Origin of the sequence: Stenotrophomonas maltophilia (assembly GCF_002799155.1) — a bacterium.
Classification (GTDB): domain Bacteria; phylum Pseudomonadota; class Gammaproteobacteria; order Xanthomonadales; family Xanthomonadaceae; genus Stenotrophomonas; species Stenotrophomonas maltophilia_R.
Genome location: NZ_NERD01000002.1, coordinates 2,117,339 through 2,137,883, shown reverse-complemented (window position 1 = coordinate 2,137,883; position 20,545 = coordinate 2,117,339). Strand labels below are relative to the sequence as shown.

Sequence of the window (20,545 nt, the reverse complement as noted above, 5' to 3'; positions counted from 1 at the left end):
TCTCATCAATGTTCTTTAGCGACCTTTCGACGGCCTAATGCCGAAAGATTGGTGGAGCCAAGCGGGATCGAACCGCTGACCTCCTGCATGCCATGCAGGCGCTCTCCCAGCTGAGCTATGGCCCCACGTCGCTGAGGAGCGAAATAATAGCCTTGCCCCAGGGGGTTGGCAAGCATTTGTTGCACTTTTCTTCACGCGCGTTGCGAGGCGGATGGTGGTCGTCCGTACTCAGGGGGCGTCGTCGGTCAGTGCCGCCAGGATGGGGCATTGATCCAGTGTGCCGTGGCCGGGGCAGGCGTCGACCAGCTGCGAAAGCGCGGTGTGCATGCGCTGCAGTTCGGCCATGCGCTGCGCGATGTCCCTCAGTCGGGCCTGCGCCGTGTCACGTACGCTGCCCATGTCCTGCGGGTGGCGGTCACTGAGCGCCAGCAGTTCGGCGATTTCTTCCAGGCTGAAACCCAGCGTTTTGGCACGGCGGATGAAGCGCAGCCTGCGCAGGTCCTGCTCGCCGAAGATGCGGTAGCCCCCGGCCGAGCGTGCCGCCGTGGGCAGCAACTGCTGGCGCTCGTAGTAGCGCACCGTATCGATCGGTACGCCGGCCTGGCGCGCCAGTTGACCAATGTTCATGGGGGATTCCTGCGGATGCCGCCGGCCATTGTGAAGCCTTGAGTCTGGTCCAGGGTCAAGGCCCCGCCGATGAGGGCGCATTCAGCGCACTTTGCAACTTTCTTCATAGCCCCACCCTCGAGGCAGTTCCTACCCTGCGCCTGAACCGGCCGCTGGATGGCCTGCAACGAACCGAGGAGATGGTCTGTGGAAGGATTCAGAAACGAAGGATTCGTCGAGGTCGCGGTGGTCGAGTACCCGGGAGGCGACCCATCGGCCGCCTCCGTGCTGACTGAAATGGCACATGTGGCCAACCGACTTGCCCAGCAACAGCGCCGTCCGTTCAAGCGTGTCCTGGTGACCCGCTGGATCGTGCCGGCCAGCCAGACCGGCGTGCACCGCATCGCCGGCGCGGAGATGCTCGAGGCAGACATTCCCGCTGTAATCGCCGTGCCTGGCCAGATCAGCCAAGGCGTCTGCCTGCGTGCCGATGAGGTCCTGCTGGATTGGCTGCGCGCGCACTACGACGGTGGCAGTCTGCTGGCGGCGGCCAGCGACGGTGTCAGCATGCTCGCGCGTGCCGGTCTGCTGGCCGGGCGCACGGTCAGTGGGCCGGACCTCGGGCGCCATCCGGGCCTGCAGGGGCAAGCAGCCAGCTGGGTACCCAGTGAGCGCGCGCTGGTCGATGATGGCGACCTGCTGACGGTGGCCGGTTCCCAGGCGTGGCGTTTCCTCGGCCTGCGACTGCTGTATCGGCTGTATGGCCAGGGGGTGGCGAGTTCCGTGGCGCAGCAGCTGGGAATCACGGTGCCGGCAGCCATCCAGCAGGATCTGGAGCGCTTCAGTGCAAACTTCGCTCACGGTGATCGTGATGTGCTGAAGGCGCAGCGCTGGCTGCATACCACGGCTGCGCGCGGCGCCACGCTCGGTGCGATCTGTGAGGTTTCCGGACTGGAGCCGCGGACCCTGCAGCGGCGCTTCCTGAAGGCCACGGGGCTGCGTCCTATCGAGTATTGCCAGCGGTTGCGTATCGCCAAGGCGCAGACGCTGCTGCAGCAGGGGGCGGGCATCGATGAAGTGGCCTGGGGCGTGGGCTACGCCGACCAGAGCGCCTTCCGCCGCCTGTTCCTGCGCATCGTCGGAATGACGCCGGCCAACTATCGTCGGCTGGTCAACAACAAGCGGCGCGAGCGGCCGCTGTTGTCATCGGTGGCGGGCAGCCTGCGCGGGCTGCAACCGGTGCCTGGCATGCAGATGCCGCGCAGCGCGGCCTGATGCCTGCGGCGGGCGTCGCGCTTGCAACCTGGGCGCGACGCCTCGACCATGCAGGCAACGGATGTTGGAACAGGTGGGCTGATGTCGAGTGTTGGGCCGGTGCCGATGCCGGTGGTGTTGATCCTGATGTGCGTGCTGCTGGCCATGGCCGTGGCACATCTGTGGCCGCGTCGGAAGGACGGGATGGCAGTGCCTTCCGCGGCAAGCATGGTCCTGGACATGTTGCTGATCGGCCTGCTATGCGGACGCATCAGCTTCGTGGCCTTGAACTTCGCGCTCTATCGTGAGGCCCCCTGGAGCATCCTGCAGATCGCCGATGGTGGGTATCACCTCACGGTCGCGCTGGTTGCAGGCCTGGCATGGGGTGTCTGGCGGCTGAGGCCATGGCATGCATTGCGTGCGCCGGTGCTGGCGGGGGCGCTGGCGGGCGTGGTGCTCTGGGCGGCGGGCAGCCACCTGCTGGCGGCATGGCAGGCACAGCGGATGCCGCTGCCGGCGGTGAACGTGGCCGATCTGCAGGGGCGCGTGATCGACCTGCAGCAGTTCCGGGGCAAACCGGTGGTACTGAATCTCTGGGCCAGCTGGTGTGGCCCCTGCCGACGCGAAATGCCGGTGCTGGCATCCGCACAGCAGACGCATACCGAGGTGCAGTTCGTGTTCCTCAACCAGGGCGAAACCCTGGATGAGGTCCAGGGTTTCCTCGCCAGCGAACGACTGGTGCTGGGCAACCTGTTGCTGGACGATGACGCTGCCGCTTCAACCGTGCTGGGCGTGCAGGCCTATCCTTCCACGCTCTTCTTCGATGCCGACGGGCGCCTGCGTGAACTGCACCTGGGCGAACTGACTGCGGCCGGTCTTGAACACAAACTGCGCCGGCTGCGGTAGCCTGCCCGGGCATCTCACTACGGAGTTCCCATGTTGTCCACTTCCCTGCGCATCGCTCCGGCGGTGCTGTTGCTGCCGGTCATGCTGGCATTGGCCGCCTGCAGCCAGGCCCAGACCCCACCGGGCAAGACGGCGGCAGCACCGGTTGCGAGTGCTCCGACGTCCGCGGCCAAAGGTGACCGTCCTGCGGTGCTGAAAGGCATCGAGAAGCACGGCTTCGAAGTCGTTGCCGAGTTCGATGCACCGGGCGGCCTGCGTGGCTTCGCTGGCGTGGTGGGCGGGCAGCAGCCGGCCGCAGCCTACGTCACCGCCGACGGCAAGCACGTGCTGGTAGGCAGCCTGTTCGATGCCGAAGGCAATGATGTGGCCGCCGAGGCGGTGGAAAAGCTGGTCGCTGCACCGATGTCGGCCAAGATGTGGACCAAGCTGGAAGCCAGTGCATGGGTGCGTGACGGCAAGGCCGATGCGCCGCGCGTGGTCTATACCTTCAGCGATGCCAACTGCCCCTACTGTCACAAGTTCTGGGAAGCAGCACGGCCGTGGGTCGACGCCGGCAAGGTGCAGTTGCGTCACATCATGGTCGGCGTCATCCGCGAGGACAGCCCGGCCAAGGCGGCGGCCATCCTCGCTGCCCGTGACCCGAGCGCGGCGCTGCTGCAGAACGAGCACGATTTTGATCGTGGTGGCATCAAGGCGCTGCCGAACATCAGTCGCGAGATCGCTGGCAAGCTCGACGCCAACCAGGTGCTGATGATCGAGATGGGCTTCCAGGGCACGCCGGGCATCCTGTTCCAGGACGCGCAGGGCCAGGTGCAGCGTCGCGCCGGCTTGCCGCAGGGCGCTGACCTGCAGACGGTGCTGGGCCCGCGCTGAGTCGCGCCTCTCATCTTGAATGACCCACGGGCCCGCATGGCAGCATGCGGGCCTGTTGCTTTCCGTGATCAGGATCGATGTGCGGCCTGCGCATCATCTGTTCGTCGTCACGTCTGAATAGTGACTGACATCAAGCCTCGCGCCTTGATTCCAATCAAGGCCAAAAACGACAGGCGGATTAGCCTGTGACGCATGGAATACAGCGTCAATGCGCGATGGATGCCGCGCTCGCCAGGCCCTGATCGGGGTCGGTCGGCTCAGCCATTCACGACACTCTCACCCTATGCTTGTTACCCAGACCGCTGCGGTCGCCACCTCTCTGGCAGTGCGGCCTTGATGGCGTCGACATCGGTACAGGCAGGGCAGTGTCACGGTCCTGTTGCCTGTCATGCGCAGGCTGTCCGTTGTCGTCGACGCAGTATCCGCATTTCCAGCAACGGCGGCGCGAGGCCGGGGTGGCACATGCGTGCGTCCCGTCAGCGCGAATCAAGTGTTCGTCCAGGGAGGATGCAATGCGCGTGGCGGTACTGAGTCTGGCCTGCTTGACCGCACTGGCGATCACGCCAGCGTATGCGCAGCAGGATGGTCAGGAAGATGCGCAGGCGTTGCGAAAGGAGATCGCTGCCATGCGCCAGGCGCTGGAAGGGATGCAGCAGCGCCTGGATCGGCTGGAGCAGCGTGAGGGGGCCGTAGCGGCCAGGGCGCAGGTGCCGCCGCCGATGGCTGCAGCCGCCAGCAGCGCCAACCTGCTGCATCCCACCCAGGTGCCGGGCGTGGCGCAGCCGGTGCTGCCGCAGCGCGAATCAGTGGCCGACCCGTCCACCGCTGCGTCGCGACCGGACAGTGCGGCCGGCCCGACCGATCCGGACCTGAAGGGCTTCTTCGCCATTCCTGGCACTGACACGATGATCCGCATCGGCGGCTACGCCAAGCTGGATGCCATCGCCGATTCGCGTGCAGCCGGCGACGAGGACCAGTTCATTCCTTCATCGATGCCGGTGGGCGGTCGCCATCGTGACGTCTCCAATTTCAACATCCATGCCAAGCAGACCCGCTTCAGCTTCGAGGCGCGACGTCCGACCACGCACGGCAACCTGCGCTTCTACCTGGAGAATGACTTCTTCGGTAGCAGTGACGGCTACGAATTCCGCCTGCGCCATGCCTATGGCCAGCTCGGCAATACCTATGCCGGCTACGGCTATTCCAGCTTCATGGACCCGGACAGCCTGCCCGATACGCTGGATTTCGCAGGGCCCGGCGGTGCCGGATACCTGCTGGTGGCGGGCATCCACCACAGCTTCGCAATAGGCAAGGGCAACACCCTGACTGTCGCTGCCGAAGATCCGAAGACCGAACTTGCTGGTGCCACCGATGAGCGGGGCGCGGTAAACCGGTTGCCTGATGTGACGGTGAGCGCGCGCATGGAGCGTGACTGGGGCCACCTGCAACTCGGCGCAGTGGCACGAAGCCTGGCCTATGACGGCGATGGCGAGCGCGACCGGCGTGTGGCCGGCGGTCTGCAGGTGAGTGGATCGGCGTCCGTGGGTGAGCGCGATCTGCTGCTGTTCGGTGCCCTGGGTGGGCGTGGTCTCAGCCGCTACACCGCCGACCTGACCGGCTCCGGGCTGGATGCGGTAGTCGGTACCGATGGCCGCCTCGATGCGCTGGATCTGCACGGCGGCTTCGTCGGCTACACCCACTACTGGTCCGGGCTGTGGCGTTCGAACCTGATCTTCGGCCAGCTGACCCTGGAGCGGAATGCCGCACTGGCGGCCGACGCATTCCGGCAGAGCCGCTACGGCGTCTTCAACCTGATCTGGAGCCCGGCGCCTTCGTGGACGATGGGCATGGAGCTGCTGTACGGCCGCCTTGAACAGCAGGGCGGTGCGCGCGGCGACACGGTCCGGGTGCAGGGCAGCCTGCAATACAACTTCATCAAATAGGCGCCAGCGGTCGTACGCCAGCGTAACCCGTCCCCACGCCCGGCTGCACCGGGCTCATGCCAGTACTGGAGATTGTCATGGCAGAAGCAAAGAAAATCGGGGTGGTCGGAGCCACCTTCCTCGTCGCCGGCAACATGATGGGCTCAGGCGTGTTCCTGCTGCCTTCCAGCCTGGCCAAGATCGGTACCGCCTCGATCTGGGGCTGGCTGATCACTACCGCGGGTGCGCTGCTGCTGGCCTTCGTGTTCGCCAAGCTGGGCAAGCTGGCACCGAAGGCGGGTGGCCCCTACGCCTACGCGCGTGACTGGTTCGGACCCTACATGGGCTTCCAGACCAATACCATCTACTGGTTCGCCAACTGGATCGGCAACGTCGCCATCCCGATCGCGGCGGTGGGCTACTTCAGCTATTTCTTCCCGATCCTGTCCGAGCCACTGGTGCGCTGTATCGCGGTGCTGGTGCTGGTGTGGGCACTGAGCTTCGCCAACATGATCGGGCCGGCGTTCGTCAGCCGGGTGCAGACGGTCACCACCAGCTTTGCGCTGGTGCCGATCCTGGGCATCGCCATCTTCGGCTGGTTCTTCTTCGATGCCGACATCTTCAAGGGCGCCTACAACGTGTCGGGCGAGTCCAACTTCGGCGCGATCTCCAGCGCTGCAGCACTGACCCTGTGGGCCTTCATCGGTGTCGAGTCGGCCTCGGTGACGGCTGGCGTGGTGGAGAACCCGGAAAAGAACGTGGCCCGCGCCACGCTGGCCGGTGTGTTCCTGGCCGCCATCGCCTACATCGCCAGTTCTTCGGTGATCATGGGCATGGTGCCGAACTCGGAACTGCAGGTGTCCGACGCGCCCTTCGCGCTGGCCGCGGCCAAGGCGGTCGGTGGCTGGGGCGGTGCGCTGGTCAGCCTGTGCGCCTTCATCGGTGCCGCCGGTTCGCTGGGCGGCTGGATCCTGCTGACCGCACAGAGTGCCAAGGCGGCCTCCGATGATGGCCTGTTCCCGAGCGTCTTCAGCAAGACCAACAAGGACGACGTACCGGTCAAGGGCGTGCTGATCGTGGCGGTGCTGATGACCCTGGCGGTGCTGGTCACCTCCACCTCGGAAACAGCGTCGGCCCAGTTCGACGTGATCACGTCGGCGGCCGTGGTGCTGACCCTGCTGCCCTACATCTACTCGTGCGTGGCGTGCTACTTCGTGGTCGAGCGGTCGCACACCCTGGTCCACACCGGTGCGTTCTGGACCCTGACCAGCCTGACCGTCGTGTACTGCCTGTGGGCGATCTACGGCTCGTCGGGAACCATCGTGCAGTACGCCTTCCTGTTCGTGCTGTTCATCACCGTGTTCTATCCCTTCTTCAGCGAGGAGCGCCGCCAGCAGCGGCAGCGCGCCCGCGAGGCCTCGGCCATCAGCGCCGGCGCCCAGCGTTCCTGAGTTCGACAAGGAGAATCAACGTGTACTTCAAGTCCCTGGACTATCCGGTCATTGTCATCGACAACGACTACGAATCGCCGCGCATCGGCGGCATCCTGATCCGCGCCCTGGTGGAAGAGCTGCGCGGCAACGGCCAGCGCGTGCTGTGCGGACTGAACCTGGATGATGCCCGTGCTGGTGCCCGCACCTACGTGGCGGCCTCGGCAGTGCTGATCTCGATCGATGGCAGCGAAGAAGTGGATGGCGAGTTCCAGCGCCTGACTGCCTTCCTGCGCGAGCAGAGCGCACGCCGCGCCAACCTGCCGGTGTTCCTGTACGGCGAGCGCCGCACCATCGAGAAGGTGCCGAGCAAGCTGCTCAAGTACATCCATGGCTTCATCTTCCTGTTCGAGGACACCAAGAGCTTCATCTCGCGGCAGGTGATGCGCGCGGCCGAAGACTACATGAAGAACCTGTTGCCACCGTTCTTCAAGGCGCTGATCCATCATGCGGCCGAGTCCAACTACTCCTGGCACACGCCCGGCCATGCCGGCGGCGTGGCGTTCACCAAATCGCCGGTCGGCCGCGCATTCCACCAGTTCTACGGCGAGAATACCCTGCGCAGCGACCTGTCGATCTCGGTGCCGGAGCTGGGCTCGCTGCTCGATCACACCGGCCCGATCAAGGACGCCGAGAACGAAGCCGCGCGCAACTTCGGTGCCGACCACACCTTCTTCGTCACCAACGGCACCTCCACCGCCAACAAGATCGTCTGGCATGGCACGGTGGCGCGTGGCGACGTGGTGTTCGTCGATCGAAACTGCCACAAGTCGCTGCTGCACGCGCTGATCATGACTGGTGCGGTGCCGGTGTACTTCACCCCCAGCCGCAACGCGCACGGCATCATCGGCCCGATCAGCCTGGATCAGTTCACGCCGGAGTCGCTGCAGCAGCGCATCGCCGCCAATCCGCTGGCCAGCCAGGCCTACAGGGCCGGTTCCAAGCCGCGCATCGCGGTGGTGACCAATTCGACCTACGACGGCCTGTGCTACAACGCCGAGAAGATTGCCGATGAGATCGGCAGCGCGGTCGACTTCCTGCATTTCGACGAAGCCTGGTACGCCTACGCCGCGTTCCATCCGTTCTACGAGAACCACTACGGCATGGCCAAGGGCAAGCCGCGTGAGCAGGATGCGATCATCTTCACCACGCATTCGACCCACAAGCTGCTGGCGGCGTTCTCGCAGGCATCGATGATCCACGTACGCAATTCGGCGCAGCGCAACCTGGATGCCGAGCGCTTCAACGAGTCGTTCATGATGCATACCTCGACCAGCCCGCACTACGGGGTGATCGCGGCCTGTGACGTTGCCTCGAAGATGATGGAGGGCGATGCCGGCCGTTCGCTGGTACAGGAAATGCACGACGAGGCCATCGCCTTCCGCCGCGCGATGCTGCACGTGCGCGATGATCTCGGCCGGGACGACTGGTGGTTCAGCGTGTGGCAGCCCACCAAGCTCGAGCGCAGCCTGGACAAGGGCGATACGCCAGCACCGCTGGTGGCCAAGCGCGAGGAGTGGTACCTGCAGCCGGATGCGCACTGGCACGGCTTCGAGAACCTGGTTGATGACTATGTGCTGATCGACCCGGTCAAGGTGACCCTGCTGACCCCGGGCCTGGCGATGGACGGCAGCATGGGCAAGCTGGGCATCCCGGCGGCAGTGCTGAGCAAGTTCCTGTGGGGCCGCGGCATCACCGTGGAAAAGACCAACCTGTACTCGGTGCTGTTCCTGTTCTCGATGGGCATCACCAAGGGCAAGTGGAGCACCCTGGTCACCGAGCTGATGGCGTTCAAGGAGCTCTACGATCGCAATGCGCCGCTGAGCCAGGCACTGCCGACGCTGGCCGCCGATTATCCGAATGCCTACGCCGGCTGGGGCCTGCGTGACCTGTGCGACGCGCTGCATGCGTTCAACCAGGAATTTGCCGTGGCCAAGGTGATGCGCGAGATGTACGTGGATCTGCCGACCCCGGTGATGACCCCGGCCGATGCCTACAACCACCTGGTGAAGGGCGAGATCGAGCGGGTCGACATCGAGCTGCTCAGTGGTCGCGTCGCTGCGACCATGCTGGTGCCGTACCCGCCGGGCATCCCGACCATCATGCCGGGCGAGCGCTTCGGCGACAGCGACGAGCCGATCATCCAGTCGCTGCGCATCGCCCGTGAGCAGAACGCCCGCTTCCCGGGCTTCGAATCGGACGTGCACGGGCTCATCATCGAGCAGGAGGGGGATGCGGTTTCGTACAAGGTGGAGGTGCTGAAGGCCTGACCCGCAACGGTCGGCGCTTCGGCGAACGATGGATACCGCGCGCGAGCAACGCATCCTGAAGTTCTCGATCGGGGTCACCCTGGCGGTGAGCGCGGCCGGCTTCGGCGGTGGCCTGCTGGTGGGATCACAGGCCATCCTGTTCGACGGCGTGTACAGCCTGGTCGACGTCGCCCTGACCCTGGTGTCGTTGTCGGTGCTGCGGCTGGTGGCGCGGGAACAGAGCCCGCGCTTCCAGTACGGCTACTGGCACCTGGAGCCGATGGTCGAGGCACTGGGCGGTGTGATCCTGTCGCTGGCCTGCGTGTATGCGCTGGCCAACGCCGTGATCGGCCTGACCACGGGCGGGCACGAGGTGAAGTTCGGGCCAGCGCTGTGGTGGGCGGCGCTGCTGAGTGCCAGCAACCTGGCGATGGCGGCGTTCGTCGCGCAGCAGGCGCGGCATCTGCGCTCCGCTCTTTTGTGGTTGGATGTGCGCGGCTGGCTGCTGGGTGGGTTGATGAGCCTGGCGGTGGTGCTGGCCTTCGTGTTGGCGCTGGTCCTGCACGGCGGTGAGTGGCACCACTGGGTGCCGTACCTGGATTCGATCGTGCTGGCGCTGATCAGCCTTGCGGTGCTGCCGGTGCCGGCGCGCAGCGCGTGGAAGGCCATGCGCGAAGTGCTGCAGGTGGCACCGGATGATCTGGACCGGCGCGTGCAGCAGGTGATGCAGGCGTTCGTGGCCGAGCGTGGCTATGCCGGTTTCACCAGCCATGTGGCGAAGATGGGGCGGATGCGCTTCATCGAGATCCATGTGCTGGCTGACCCGACCACGCTGCTGGGGTCGGTGGGCGAAGTCGATGCGATGCGCGATGAGATCGCGGTGCGGCTGGATGCCCGCGGCAATACGTTCTGGTTGACCATCGATTTCACGGCGGATCCGGCGTGGACGTGATCGTTGCGCGTGGCGAACCGATCTGTTGCACGGGCGCTGTTTGACCTCAACCCGAGTTTAGGTTGCAGACTGCCTCGCATCCCCCACGAGGCATGCGGCATGAACCTGCTGACCACCCCGGACCTCGGCCATGGCCTGCTGGAACTGTTCAATCCTCCCGGGCTATACGACCCTTCGGCCAACGGGTACTCGCACGTGGCCGTCGTTCGCCTGCCGGCGCGGGTGATCCATATCGCCGGGCAGGGCGGTGAGGATGCCGATGGCCATCTCTCCCCCGGTTTCGAGGAACAGGTCGAGCAGGCACTGGACAACCTGCAGATTGCGTTGCGCTCGGCGCAGGCCAGCCTGGCTGATGTCGCACGGTTGCGCATCCTGGTGGTCGACCACGACGAGGACCGGCTGGGCATCATCGCCCGGCAGGTGCGGCAGCGTTGGCCGAACCGTGCTGCACCGACCTGCACACTGATCCCTGTGCCACGGCTGGCGCTGGACGGCATGCTGTTCGAGATCGAGGCGGAGGCTTACGCGGCCTAGCGCAGGTAGTACTCGACCGGCACCACCAGTTCCTGCGGTGCCTTCAGTTCATCGGGAATGGGCGGCAGCGGCTGCGCACGACGGAATGTCTGCAGCGCGGCGGCGTCGAGCATCGGCTGGCCACTGGACTGCTCCAACCGCAGCGCCAGCAGCCGACCTTCGCGGTCGATGCTGGCCCTGACCCAGGCCGTACCCTGCTGCCGGCGTGAACGTGCGGCGGCGGGGTAGTAGCGGTAACGCTCCAGCCGCGCCATCAGGCGGGCTTCCCACTGGTCGCTGGCGGCGCCGGCCTGGAAGTCTGCCGGTGGTGCGTCGGGAGCGGGCGGCGCGGCCGTGATCGATGCCGGTGCGGGACTTGCATCGGTCACGGCCGCAGGCGTGGCGACCGGCAGCGGTTGCCGGCCAGTGCCACCGTGTTCGCTGGCGGCGAGGTCGCCTTCGCGCGCAGCGGTGGGCGGGGGCGGCGACGGTGACCGGGTGGGTTGCGATGCGCGCGCCTGCTGCGCCTGGCTCGGGGTGTCTGCCTGGCGTTCTTCCACTGGCTGGGGCGGTGTCGCCGGCGCCAGCAGGCGCAGGCTGATGCGCACGTCCTGCTCAGGCGGCGGCAGCAGCGGCGGCGCGGCCACCCAGTGCACCAACAGCAGCAGGGGCAACAGGTGCAGGCCGATGCTGATGGCGACCGCCTGCCAGTGTTGGCCGCGCTCACTCATCGTCCAGCACCCATAGCAGGTCGGCGTCGGCCGCCTCGACGGTTTCACCCGGCGAGGCCAGTGCGATCACCAGCGCCGGTGTGTCCGCTGGCAGGTAGCCCGGCACGCCGGTACCGCGCAGTACATGCCAGCGACCGGCCACCAGCAGCGCGGGTGCAGGTGCCTCGGTCATTACCTGTGCCATGCGCCTGTCGCGGGCCTGTTGCACGGCCAGCATCCCTTCCAGCATCGGTGCTGCGTCCGCGTGCTGGGCCAGCACCACGGCCGACAGGCGTTGGCGGGCAGCGGCCACCGGGAACCGCACTGCATCAGCGGACGCAAGGTGCGCGTTGACCTCGGCGCGCGCGAGATTCCCGCCGAACAGGGGGATGCCAGCGGCGGTGGCGTCCTGCACCAGCCCGCCATAGGCGGTCCATGGCCATCGTGTATCCCAGCCCAGCAGCTCCTGCAGGCGCGCACCGTCGGCATGGTTGCCCTTGGCCAGCCAGCGCCGTACCCGCTGCAGGCGCGGCTGGCGTTCGCTGGCGATCATCTCCAGCACCAGCGCGCCTTGTGGACGCTGCTGCTGCAGAGACTGCAGCAGCCAGCGCTGGGCGGCGTGGTCACCGGCCAGGTCGTGGCGTTCGCCCAACAGCAGCCGCGGGGCGTTCGCTGCGCGCTTCACGAACGCCGCTTCGTCCAGGCTCTGGCCGCTGGCGAGGTCGAGCACCTTGCCGGGCATCGGCTGCGCGCTGGCCATCGACGCCAGCGCAAGCAGGCACAGCGGCCACCAGCGCCGGCTAGAACGCCACATTGACGCCCATCGAGACGGTGCGGCCACGGCCGTTGCCGCGGTCCAGGATCGGGCTGAAGATGCTGTCGATCGAGGCATTGTTGTCATAGGCCTTGTTCTGCAGGTTTTCGATGTTCAGCCACAGGGTGGTGTTGGCCTGGGGCTTGAAGCTGGCGTAGAAGTCCAGCAGCACGCCGGTGCCGCCGGTCTTGCGGGTCTGGAAGAAGTCGTAGCCTTCCTCGGTCGGGCCGGAGTACTCGGCGCGCAGGCCGGCCTGTACGCGCTGCTGCCACCAGCGGCCGCCCACGTCCAACGTCCAGTAGCGGTCGGGCAGGGCGGTGATGTCTTCAAGGTTGACGAACTCGATGGGCGGCGCGCTGGTGCGCGAGCGGGTCCAGCTCAGCGTGGCGTGGTAGTGCTCGCTGGCGTAGTGCGCTTCCAGCTCGATACCGCGCATGCGCACCACGCCCGGGTGGTTCATCCAGCGCGTGGTGGTGCTGAAGTCGTCCACGTCCAGCGCATCGGTCCAGGCAGTGAGCTGCGGATCGCTATCGATCGGCACCACGAATGGCTCCACTTCCGGCGGATGCACGATCAGCAGGTATTGCGGCTTGATGTAGTCGCGGATGCGGTTGTCGAAGCGGGTGACGCGCAGCTGGGCCAGGTCGCCGTCAACCAGCAGCGAGTCGGTGCTGAGGTTGGCGCCGAACTGCAGGTTTCGCGAGCGCTCACGGCGCAGGTACGGGTTGGCGCCCACGCCGTCGGCATCGCTCATGCCTTCCAGCGGGATTTTCTCGAAGAACATCTCCTGCACGCGCGGCGGCCGCGATGTGCGCGAGACTTCGGCGAACAGCTGCAGCCAGCCGGTGGCCTGCCACGAAACCGCCAGGCTGGGGCTGAGCGCGTGCTGGGTGCGGCGCACGTCGATGCCGCCGCCGTTGATCTCTGCGCACTGGCCGGGGACATCCGAGCACACCGGGACGTGGCCACGGATGCCATAGCGATCCTGGCGCAGGCCTGCGGTCAGCGCGTAGACGTCGTACTGCAGTTCCAGCGTACTGAACACACTGTCCAGCTGGCTGCGGCCCTGGGGGTTGGCGCCGCGCAGAACCGGGGTATCGGCCACGTAGATGTCCGACTGGTGCTTGATGCCGGTGTTCCAGCGCGCCTGCAGCGCGCCGATGTCGAAGCGGCTGGTGTTGTCGAGGGTCCAGCTGCTCAGGCTGCTGTGGGTGCGGCGGCCGATGTAGCTGGAGTCCTCCACCGGCGGATAGAACAGCCGGGTCTTGTTGCTGGCGAAGGTCGCGCGCAGGTCGATCCACGGCGTGTAGGGCGTGTAGTGGTAACTCGCGCGCTGGTTACGCGCGGAAATCTGCCACGGGTAGTTGTGGTAGAAGTCGTTTTCGTATCGCATGTGGCTCAGGTCGAGCCGATGCTGGTCACTGGGCTGCAGGCGTGCTTTCAACAGCCAGCTGCTGGGCTGCTGGCTGCCGGGGTCGGCCTTGTTCTTCTGCCCGCGTGCGGTGGCGTACTCGCTGCTGCGACTGCTGCTGGCGGCGGCCAGCAGGCCGAACTGGCGGTCACCACCGTCCTCGCTGTGGCGCCAGGCACCGGCGAAGGTGCGGCCACTGCCGTAGCCGTTGTTGCCATGGCGATAGCCCGCACGCAGACCCCAGTCGCGGCCTTCGCCGAGCAGGTCGTCGATGTCCAGCGTACGGAAGTTGGCACTGCCGGCCAGCGTGCCGGCGCCATCACCGCCGGCCACCGCGCCGCGCTGCACGTCCACGCCGGCCAGCAGGAAGGGATCGACATAGGCGAACGGGCCGCCCGAGCCATGCCCGGCATTGTTGCGGAAGGTCTGGGTGACACCGTCGATCATGGTGTTGACCCGGCCAGCGCCGGTCATGCCGCGGATGTTGACCTGCAGGCCGGGCTGGCTGCGCGAATGGAAACTGTGGGTGCCGGGCATCGAACGCAGCAGGCTGTTGCCGTCCTGGCGTTCGGCCATTGCCACGCGCTCGCTGCCGACCGCCGGCGCGAAGCCATCGCGCGTGGCTGGCACATACTGACTGGCGCCCGCACCGGGAGAATGACCGTTCGCGGTATCACCCTGCACGCGCAGAGGGCCGGTTCGACGGCTGCCATCGGCGGGTTCGGCCGGCGCCGGTTCCAGCGTGGCGCGGCGTGGGTCGATGAAGCGGGGGCGCAGGCCGCTGCCCGCCAGCAGGCGCGACAGGGCCTGAGCATCGTCGAACTGTCCGCGCAGCGCCGGCGCTGTCTGGCCGCCCGGCAGAGCCGCGCCGATCACCAGGTCGACACCGGTCAACCGGCTGTAGGCGTCCAGTGCGCTGGCCAGCGGTTGTGCAGGAAGATCGAAGTGGCGGGTGGCGGCCTGCGCATGAGCGCTGGCGGACAACAGCGGAAGCGGACTGGCGCAGGCCAGTGACAGGGCGAGGACAAGGGGGCGGTGAAACAGCATCGGGGGCTCCAGGGGCTGACGCAGCGCGTCGTCATCCTGGGTAGACGCAGCGGCAGGGCCGATGTCAGGGTGCATCGCGATGTCCCCTGCGTGGTGGCAGCCAGACCTGCACGCCCGCGCCGAGGCGGAGCACGCGCACATGCAGCTGCGTGGCCAGCTGGTCCCGGCTGCGCGCCGCACCGTCAGCGCTGCCGAGCAGGGTGACCGGCTGCTGGCGGAGGTGTGCGCCGATGATCCAGGTATGGCCGCCATGCCAGCGATCCAGGTCCTGGGTGACCTCGGCCAAGGGCGTGGAGACCCAATGCAGGCGACGTTCGCGCCAGGCCAGCGCGCTCTGGCTGGGAGCCAGGCCGACGGTCGCTGCCTGTCCATCGAAGCGCAGCTGCTGCCCTTCGATGGCCTGTTCACTGCGGCTGCCGCTGTCCACGCGGACGCGATGCTCGGTGACGGTGACCACGCTGTCGTTGTCCTGCACGGCAAGGTCGAAGGCGGTGCCGAGCGCGGTGACCGTGCCGTGCGCCGTATGCACCTGGAACGGATGCTGCGCATCGGCGGCTACCTTGAACCAGGCCTGGCCATGCTGCAGCTGCAGCTGGCGGCGCTGTGCATCGATGCGGACATGGACTTCGCTGCCGGGCGAGAGCAGCACGTGCGAGCCATCCGGCAGGACTTCTTCGCGGATCTCGCCCGACGCCGTGCGCATTACCTGGGCGGCTGGTGGCGCGGCCTGGCGGGTATACAGGCCCAAGGCACAGAGCAGCAGCACGGCAGTGCCGGCATCGCGCAATCGTCGGCGCTGCCGCTTGCGCTGGTGCCGCTGCAGGCTGGGCGTCGCATCACCGGCCTGCCAGAGCGCCTGCAGGTGCTGGTACTGCGCGGCGTGGCGGTAGTCAGCGTGGTACCACTGGTTGAAGGCGCGCTCGTCGCGGCCGCCGTCGTGGCCGTCCAGCCACCAACGCGCAGCCTCGCGCGCGATCGCATCCTGGCTCATGCGCCGGGTACCTGCTGCAGCGCTACCAGCGCACGCAGCAGATGGCCGTGCGCGGTCTGCCGGCTGATGCCGAGCTGGCGGCCGATCTCGGCCAGCGCCATCTGCTCCACCCGGGCCAGCAGGAACACCTGGCGCGAGCGCGGTGGCAGCGCGGCGATGATCGCGTCGAGATGGCGCAGCTGTTCGGCATCCAGCAGGCGCTGCTCCGGCAGCGGTGCAGGATCGGCGAGGGCGTGCAGTTGCGCGTCATCCAGCGCTTCCTCACGACGGCGCTGGCGTTGCCGGTAGTGATCAGCGATCAGATTGTGGGCGACGCGGTACAGGTAGGCGCGGCCGTTGCTCAGCAGGCCGCTGGCGGCGACCTTGACGACGCGTAGCCAGGTTTCCTGGACGACGTCATCGGCGTCGCTGCGTTGCGGGAGTTTACGGCGGACATGGGCGTGCAGCGGCCGGTAATGGGCCGCACACAGCTGCGCGACATCCGTCGGTTCGACAGGCGTGGACACGGGGCGGGCGACAACTGGGAAAGGGAACAGCCCGCGGCGGCAAGGGCAGCGGCTGCACCTTACAGCAAAAGAGAATCATTTGCATCTATAGATGGGCATGGCACACCTGCGCGGACGCGGGATCAGCGCGGGCGATAGTCGCAGTGGATCTGCAGGGCTTCGGTGGGGTTGTGGTGCAGCTCGAAGCCGCAGTGCTGCAGGCCGTGCTTCACCCGCGCGATCGCTTCTGCATGGCGGGCGACGCGACGATCCTGCCAGCGCGGCGGGGTGAACACGCCCAGCGGCAGCAGCCGCAGTCGCTTGCCGCGCAGTACCAGTGAGACATCGATATGACGGCCATCGATATCGTGGCCGTTGGCGCCGAAAATGGCATCGACTTCATCGTGCCGTTGCGGATAGCAGGTGCGGAAGAGGGTGATACCGAGCCGCCGCACCAGGCGCCGGAAGCCGCCGAGGCGGCTGTGGCGGGGCTCGAAGCCCCGGGTGAGCAGCAGGCGCAGTTCGGCAGGCAGCAGTGCCTGTGCCTCGAGCAGGCGTTGCAGCACCTCTGCGTCGATCTGGATATGGCGGGAGGGCCAGCGCGGGGCGACATGCAACCCGTGGTGGCTGCCGCGGTGCAGGGTCAGCATGCGTGAAGCTTCGCATGTGGGGAAACAGCCGGGGTAGTGCCGGCCAGCGGCCGGCACTACCATCGTCGGGTCAGAGGTCGCGGTACTGGATCTGCGACGCCAGTACGCGCAGGCCGTCGGCATTGCTGGACAGGATGCGTTCTTCGCCAACCCCCTTCTGTCGCGTCAACCGGAAGCCCTGGTCGGCGGGCAGCTGCGCGGCGATGGCATCCATGCGCTGCAGCGCATCGGGGCCGCTGCAGTCGAAGTGGCCCCAGTAGGCGCCATCGCGGTGGATCTGCAATCGGTAGTTCATCGCGGTGCCTCCGGCAGGTCCTGCAGCCACTGGTCGAACATCGCAGTGGCTGCCGCGGCCAGTGGTGCGCCATAGCGACGCGCCTGTGTGCGCAGGTCGTTCGGATCGATGCCGGCCTGGGCCAGTTCCAGGGTGTGGCCGATCAGCCAGCGCTCGAACTGGCGCGCGTCCAGTTCCGGATGGCATTGCAGGGCCAGCGCATGGCGGCCGATGGCGAAGGCCTGGTGACGGCAGGCAGGTGTGCTGGCCAGGCGGCGTGCGCCGGCTGGAAGCTCGAACGCCTCACCATGCCAATGCAGCACGGGAATGCCTTGCAGGGCCTGCAGCGGTGAACGCTGGCCCTCATCGGTCAGCAGCAACGGCGCGAAGCCGATCTCCTTGCCTCCACTGGCGGCGACGCCGGCACCAAGCGCACGGGCCATCAACTGTGCACCCAGGCAGATGCCCAGGGTCGGCTGTTGCTGCAGCAGCCTGCGCTGCAGCAGGGCGATGCTGTCGATGACGAAGGGATAGGCCTCTGTGTCATTGACACTGATCGGACCGCCCAGCACCACCAGCAGGTCGGCTGTTCCGGCGGCGTCGAGCGCGTCGATACCGGCCTGCAGCACCTGCAGCTGCCAGCCTTGTGCCAGCAGCAGCGGCTGCAGGGTGCCGAGGTCTTCGAAGGCGACGTGTTGCAGAACGACCGCACGCTTCATGCCGGGGCTCCGCTGCCAGGCCAGTAGAAGCTGTCCGGGGTGGCGCGGGCACCGAAGATGGCCTGGCCGACGCGGACCACGGTGGTGCCTTCCTCGATGGCCACTTCGAAATCACCGGACATGCCCATCGACAGCTGCGACAGGTCGAGGCCGGGCGGGGCGGTGCGCTGCAGCTGGTCGCGCAGTTCGCGCAGGCGCACGAAGCAGGCGCGCACGCGCTCGACGTCGGGGGTGAAGATGGCCAGGGTCATCAGGCCGCGCACGTGCAGGCGATCGAAAGCCGGCAGCTGCTGCACGAAGGTCTCGACCGCGTCGGGCTCCAGTCCGTACTTGCTGGGTTCGGCCGAGGTGTTGACCTGCACGAACACATCCAGCGTGCGGTCTTCCAGTTGCAGGCGCTGCTGCAGGGCCTCGGCCACGCGCAGGCTGTCCAGCGCCTGGAACTCGCTGGCGAAACGTGCCACGTAGCGCGCCTTGTTGGTCTGCAGATGCCCGATCACCGACCAGCGCACGCCCAGGTCGGCCATCGTCCCGGCCTTGCGCTGCGCCTCCTGCACCTTGTTCTCGCCCAGTTCGTGGCAACCGGCAGCCACCGCCATGCGGATACGGGCGTCATCAACGGTCTTGCTGACCGGCAGCAGGCGAACGCTGGCCGGGTCCCGGCCGACGCGGGCGCAGGCATCGGCGATGCGTTGGCGCACCGTGACCAGGTTCGCGGCGATCTGTTCAACGGACTGGGCGACGGGCCAGTCGGCAGCGGCAAGGGGCATGCGGGCACCTCCAATGCAGGGTGGCCAGGGTGGGATACACTGGCACAGGACAAGATATATTTTGGCATAGGACAAAATGAAAATCACCGGGCATAGCGCCGAGTCGATCTTCGACAGCATCCGCGACGGCATCGGCAAGGGCCGCCTGCTGGCTGGCAGCGTGCTGCCGCCGGTGCGTGAGCTGGCAGGGCAGCTGGGGGTGAACCGCAATACGGTGGCCGCTGCCTACAAGCGCCTGGATGCGGCGGGCCTGGCCAGCACGGCGGGTCGCCGCGGCACAGTGGTGCGTGGCCTGCCGCCGACGCTGGCACGCGAGGGCAGTACACCAGGGCTGGCCCTGCACGACCTCGCCGGTGGCAACCCGGACCCGCGCCTGCTACCCAATCTGCGCGTGGCGCCGGCGGCGCCGCGCCTGTACGGCGTGGGCACGGTCGACCCGAAGTTGCAGGTGCTGGCACGGGCCTCGCTGGATGCGGACTGCCCCGAGGGTTATGCGCTGGAGCTGACCCATGGCGCGGTCGATGGCATCGAACGCCTGCTGGCGGCATGGCTGCTGCCGGGGGATCGAATCGCGGTAGAGGATCCGTGCTTCCTCGGCAGCCTGAACGTGCTCAACGCGGTGGGCCACGCGCCGTTGCCGGTGACGGTGGACGCGCATGGCATGCAGGTCGATTCGCTGCGGGCGGCGTTGGAGGCCGGCGCACGCGCGGTGCTGCTGACCCCGCGGGCACACAACCCGACCGGGGCCAGCCTGGATGCGAAGCGGGCACGGGCGTTGCGCCAGCTGCTGGCGGCCTACCCGCAGGTAGCGGTGCTGATCGACGATCACTACGCGCTGCTTTCGCAGCAGGCCTACCACTCGGTACTGCCGCTGGATGGCCGGCGCTGGGCGCTGCTGCGTTCGTTGTCCAAACCGCTCGGTCCGGATCTGCGGCTGGCCTGGCTGGCCTGTGATGAAGAGACCGCGTCGCGGTTGCGGCTGCGGTTGGCGTCCGGCACGGGCTGGGTCAGTCACCTGCTGCAGGATGCAGCGACCTCGGTGCTGGGGTCGGCAACGCTGCGGGCGAAGATCGCCTCGGCGGGCGAGCGTTACCAGCAGCGGCTGCAGTCGCTGCAGGAACTGCTGCACGCACGTGGCATGCCGACGCCGCAGCCGATGGAAGGATTGAACCTGTGGCTGCCGCTGCCGGCCGACAGCCATCCGCAGGTGCTGGCGCTGGCTGCACGCGGATGGCATGTGCGTGCTGGCGAAGTGTTCGCGGTGGCGGCGCCGGGGCATGGCCTGCGCATCACCTGCGCGGCGCTGGGATCGGTGCAGTTGCGGCAGCTGGCCGATGACCTGGCGGCGGTGTGCGGTCTGTAGAAAAAGGCAGATCAGGGCGCGGCGTTGGCGCCCGGGCGCACGTAGTAGGACTGGCCGCTGTCATCGACGAACATCAGTTCCGGCTTGCCCTGCCAGGAGGTGAGCATGGCGCCGGTGTTGTTCTGGTGCTTGACCATCAGGCTGGCGCCGCGGTCCGGGTTGGCCACCACCTTGAACACTTCCGTGGTGCCATTGGCATCGTCCAGGGTCAGCACGGCTTCACCGCCACGATCGCTGGTGCCATAGCCCCCGCGTTCGGAGCCATCCGGGCCCAGCAGGATCAGGCCGGACAGGGCCGTGGCGCGCGGCCCCTGGGTACGGCCCCGGCTGAGTGGGTCGGGAACCGGCGCGCCGAGGATCACCCGTGGTTGGCCGTTGCCATCGTGGATGATCAGCCCGCGCGCTTCGATGATGCGCTGCGACGATTGGCTGCGATGCAGGTTCCAGGCAGTCCAGCCGGAAACCAGCAGGGCGAGTATGGAGACCACCAGCGTGGTCAGCAGCAGTGCACGGGGCATCGTGTCGTCCTTCCTTGGATGCAGCGAC

The 20,545-nt window shown here is 67.2% G+C and carries 20 protein-coding genes and 1 tRNA gene; 9 read left to right on the top strand and 12 right to left on the bottom strand.

Features of this window, described 5'->3' with window-relative positions; all coding sequences use genetic code 11:
- Nucleotides 1-49 precede the first annotated feature (49 nt).
- Nucleotides 50-125 (bottom strand) — tRNA-Ala (locus tag B9Y82_RS10455).
- A 103-nt stretch (nucleotides 126-228) separates the two neighbouring features.
- On the bottom strand, nucleotides 229-627 hold the full coding sequence (locus B9Y82_RS10450) for a heavy metal-responsive transcriptional regulator (protein ID WP_100473174.1): 399 nt from the start codon (nucleotides 625-627) through the stop codon (nucleotides 229-231).
- A 186-nt stretch (nucleotides 628-813) separates the two neighbouring features.
- Between B9Y82_RS10450 and B9Y82_RS10445 the strand changes: the two genes are divergently transcribed.
- The 8 genes from B9Y82_RS10445 (at nucleotide 814) to B9Y82_RS10410 (ending at nucleotide 10,786) form a co-directional block, all read left to right on the top strand.
- A complete protein-coding gene (locus tag B9Y82_RS10445) occupies nucleotides 814-1,881 on the top strand; it encodes a GlxA family transcriptional regulator (protein WP_100473173.1) in 1,068 nt (355 codons plus the stop codon).
- A gap of 81 nt (nucleotides 1,882-1,962) precedes the next feature.
- Complete coding sequence (locus B9Y82_RS10440; protein ID WP_100473172.1) at nucleotides 1,963-2,766, top strand: redoxin family protein; 804 nt, start codon at nucleotides 1,963-1,965, stop codon at nucleotides 2,764-2,766.
- Nucleotides 2,767-2,796: 30 nt separating this feature from the next.
- Nucleotides 2,797-3,639, top strand: coding sequence for a thiol:disulfide interchange protein DsbG (gene dsbG / locus B9Y82_RS10435; RefSeq protein ID WP_100473171.1), 843 nt, complete (start codon nucleotides 2,797-2,799; stop codon nucleotides 3,637-3,639).
- 512 nt (nucleotides 3,640-4,151) lie between these two features.
- Nucleotides 4,152-5,582: a DcaP family trimeric outer membrane transporter gene (locus B9Y82_RS10430; protein WP_100473170.1), complete on the top strand. Its 1,431-nt coding sequence runs from the start codon at nucleotides 4,152-4,154 to the stop codon at nucleotides 5,580-5,582.
- A gap of 77 nt (nucleotides 5,583-5,659) precedes the next feature.
- Nucleotides 5,660-7,012 (top strand): arginine/agmatine antiporter, encoded by a 1,353-nt coding sequence (gene adiC / locus B9Y82_RS10425; RefSeq protein WP_100473169.1) that lies wholly within the window; start codon nucleotides 5,660-5,662, stop codon nucleotides 7,010-7,012.
- A gap of 20 nt (nucleotides 7,013-7,032) precedes the next feature.
- Entirely contained in the window at nucleotides 7,033-9,321 is a 2,289-nt protein-coding gene (locus B9Y82_RS10420; protein WP_100473168.1) for an Orn/Lys/Arg decarboxylase N-terminal domain-containing protein, read from the top strand.
- A gap of 28 nt (nucleotides 9,322-9,349) precedes the next feature.
- On the top strand, nucleotides 9,350-10,252 hold the full coding sequence (locus tag B9Y82_RS10415) for a cation diffusion facilitator family transporter (protein WP_100473167.1): 903 nt from the start codon (nucleotides 9,350-9,352) through the stop codon (nucleotides 10,250-10,252).
- 99 nt (nucleotides 10,253-10,351) lie between these two features.
- Complete coding sequence (locus tag B9Y82_RS10410; protein WP_100473166.1) at nucleotides 10,352-10,786, top strand: RidA family protein; 435 nt, start codon at nucleotides 10,352-10,354, stop codon at nucleotides 10,784-10,786.
- Here the strand turns inward: B9Y82_RS10410 and B9Y82_RS10405 are convergent.
- From B9Y82_RS10405 to B9Y82_RS10365, 9 genes are all read right to left on the bottom strand, one after another.
- Nucleotides 10,783-11,496, bottom strand: coding sequence for an energy transducer TonB family protein (locus tag B9Y82_RS10405; RefSeq protein WP_100473165.1), 714 nt, complete (start codon nucleotides 11,494-11,496; stop codon nucleotides 10,783-10,785). The genes B9Y82_RS10410 and B9Y82_RS10405 overlap by 4 nt on opposite strands.
- Complete coding sequence (locus tag B9Y82_RS10400) at nucleotides 11,489-12,289, bottom strand: ChaN family lipoprotein (RefSeq protein WP_100473164.1); 801 nt, start codon at nucleotides 12,287-12,289, stop codon at nucleotides 11,489-11,491. The genes B9Y82_RS10405 and B9Y82_RS10400 overlap by 8 nt, the downstream gene beginning before the upstream one ends.
- The gene (locus tag B9Y82_RS10395) at nucleotides 12,276-14,747 is read right to left on the bottom strand and encodes a TonB-dependent receptor (protein ID WP_100473163.1); all 2,472 of its coding nucleotides are present in this window, start codon (nucleotides 14,745-14,747) and stop codon (nucleotides 12,276-12,278) included. Before B9Y82_RS10395 ends, B9Y82_RS10400 begins: the two co-directional genes overlap by 14 nt.
- 64 nt (nucleotides 14,748-14,811) lie before the next feature.
- A complete protein-coding gene (locus B9Y82_RS10390; protein ID WP_100473162.1) occupies nucleotides 14,812-15,738 on the bottom strand; it encodes a FecR family protein in 927 nt (308 codons plus the stop codon).
- Complete coding sequence (locus tag B9Y82_RS10385; protein ID WP_087922901.1) at nucleotides 15,735-16,244, bottom strand: RNA polymerase sigma factor; 510 nt, start codon at nucleotides 16,242-16,244, stop codon at nucleotides 15,735-15,737. Before B9Y82_RS10385 ends, B9Y82_RS10390 begins: the two co-directional genes overlap by 4 nt.
- Before the next feature lie 122 nt (nucleotides 16,245-16,366).
- Nucleotides 16,367-16,873 (bottom strand): hypothetical protein, encoded by a 507-nt coding sequence (locus tag B9Y82_RS10380; protein WP_100473161.1) that lies wholly within the window; start codon nucleotides 16,871-16,873, stop codon nucleotides 16,367-16,369.
- 70 nt (nucleotides 16,874-16,943) lie between these two features.
- On the bottom strand, nucleotides 16,944-17,168 hold the full coding sequence (locus B9Y82_RS10375) for a hypothetical protein (protein WP_100473160.1): 225 nt from the start codon (nucleotides 17,166-17,168) through the stop codon (nucleotides 16,944-16,946).
- Entirely contained in the window at nucleotides 17,165-17,866 is a 702-nt protein-coding gene (locus tag B9Y82_RS10370) for a glutamine amidotransferase (protein ID WP_100473159.1), read from the bottom strand. The genes B9Y82_RS10375 and B9Y82_RS10370 overlap by 4 nt, the downstream gene beginning before the upstream one ends.
- Complete coding sequence (locus B9Y82_RS10365) at nucleotides 17,863-18,636, bottom strand: YggS family pyridoxal phosphate-dependent enzyme (protein WP_100473158.1); 774 nt, start codon at nucleotides 18,634-18,636, stop codon at nucleotides 17,863-17,865. Before B9Y82_RS10365 ends, B9Y82_RS10370 begins: the two co-directional genes overlap by 4 nt.
- A 76-nt stretch (nucleotides 18,637-18,712) precedes the next feature.
- Between B9Y82_RS10365 and ptsJ the strand changes: the two genes are divergently transcribed.
- Nucleotides 18,713-19,999, top strand: coding sequence for a transcriptional regulator PtsJ (gene ptsJ, locus B9Y82_RS10360; RefSeq protein WP_100473157.1), 1,287 nt, complete (start codon nucleotides 18,713-18,715; stop codon nucleotides 19,997-19,999).
- Nucleotides 20,000-20,010: 11 nt separating this feature from the next.
- On the opposite strand, the gene B9Y82_RS10355 is transcribed toward ptsJ, so the two are convergent.
- Nucleotides 20,011-20,517, bottom strand: coding sequence for a hypothetical protein (locus tag B9Y82_RS10355; protein ID WP_100473155.1), 507 nt, complete (start codon nucleotides 20,515-20,517; stop codon nucleotides 20,011-20,013).
- Nucleotides 20,518-20,545 lie beyond the last annotated feature (28 nt).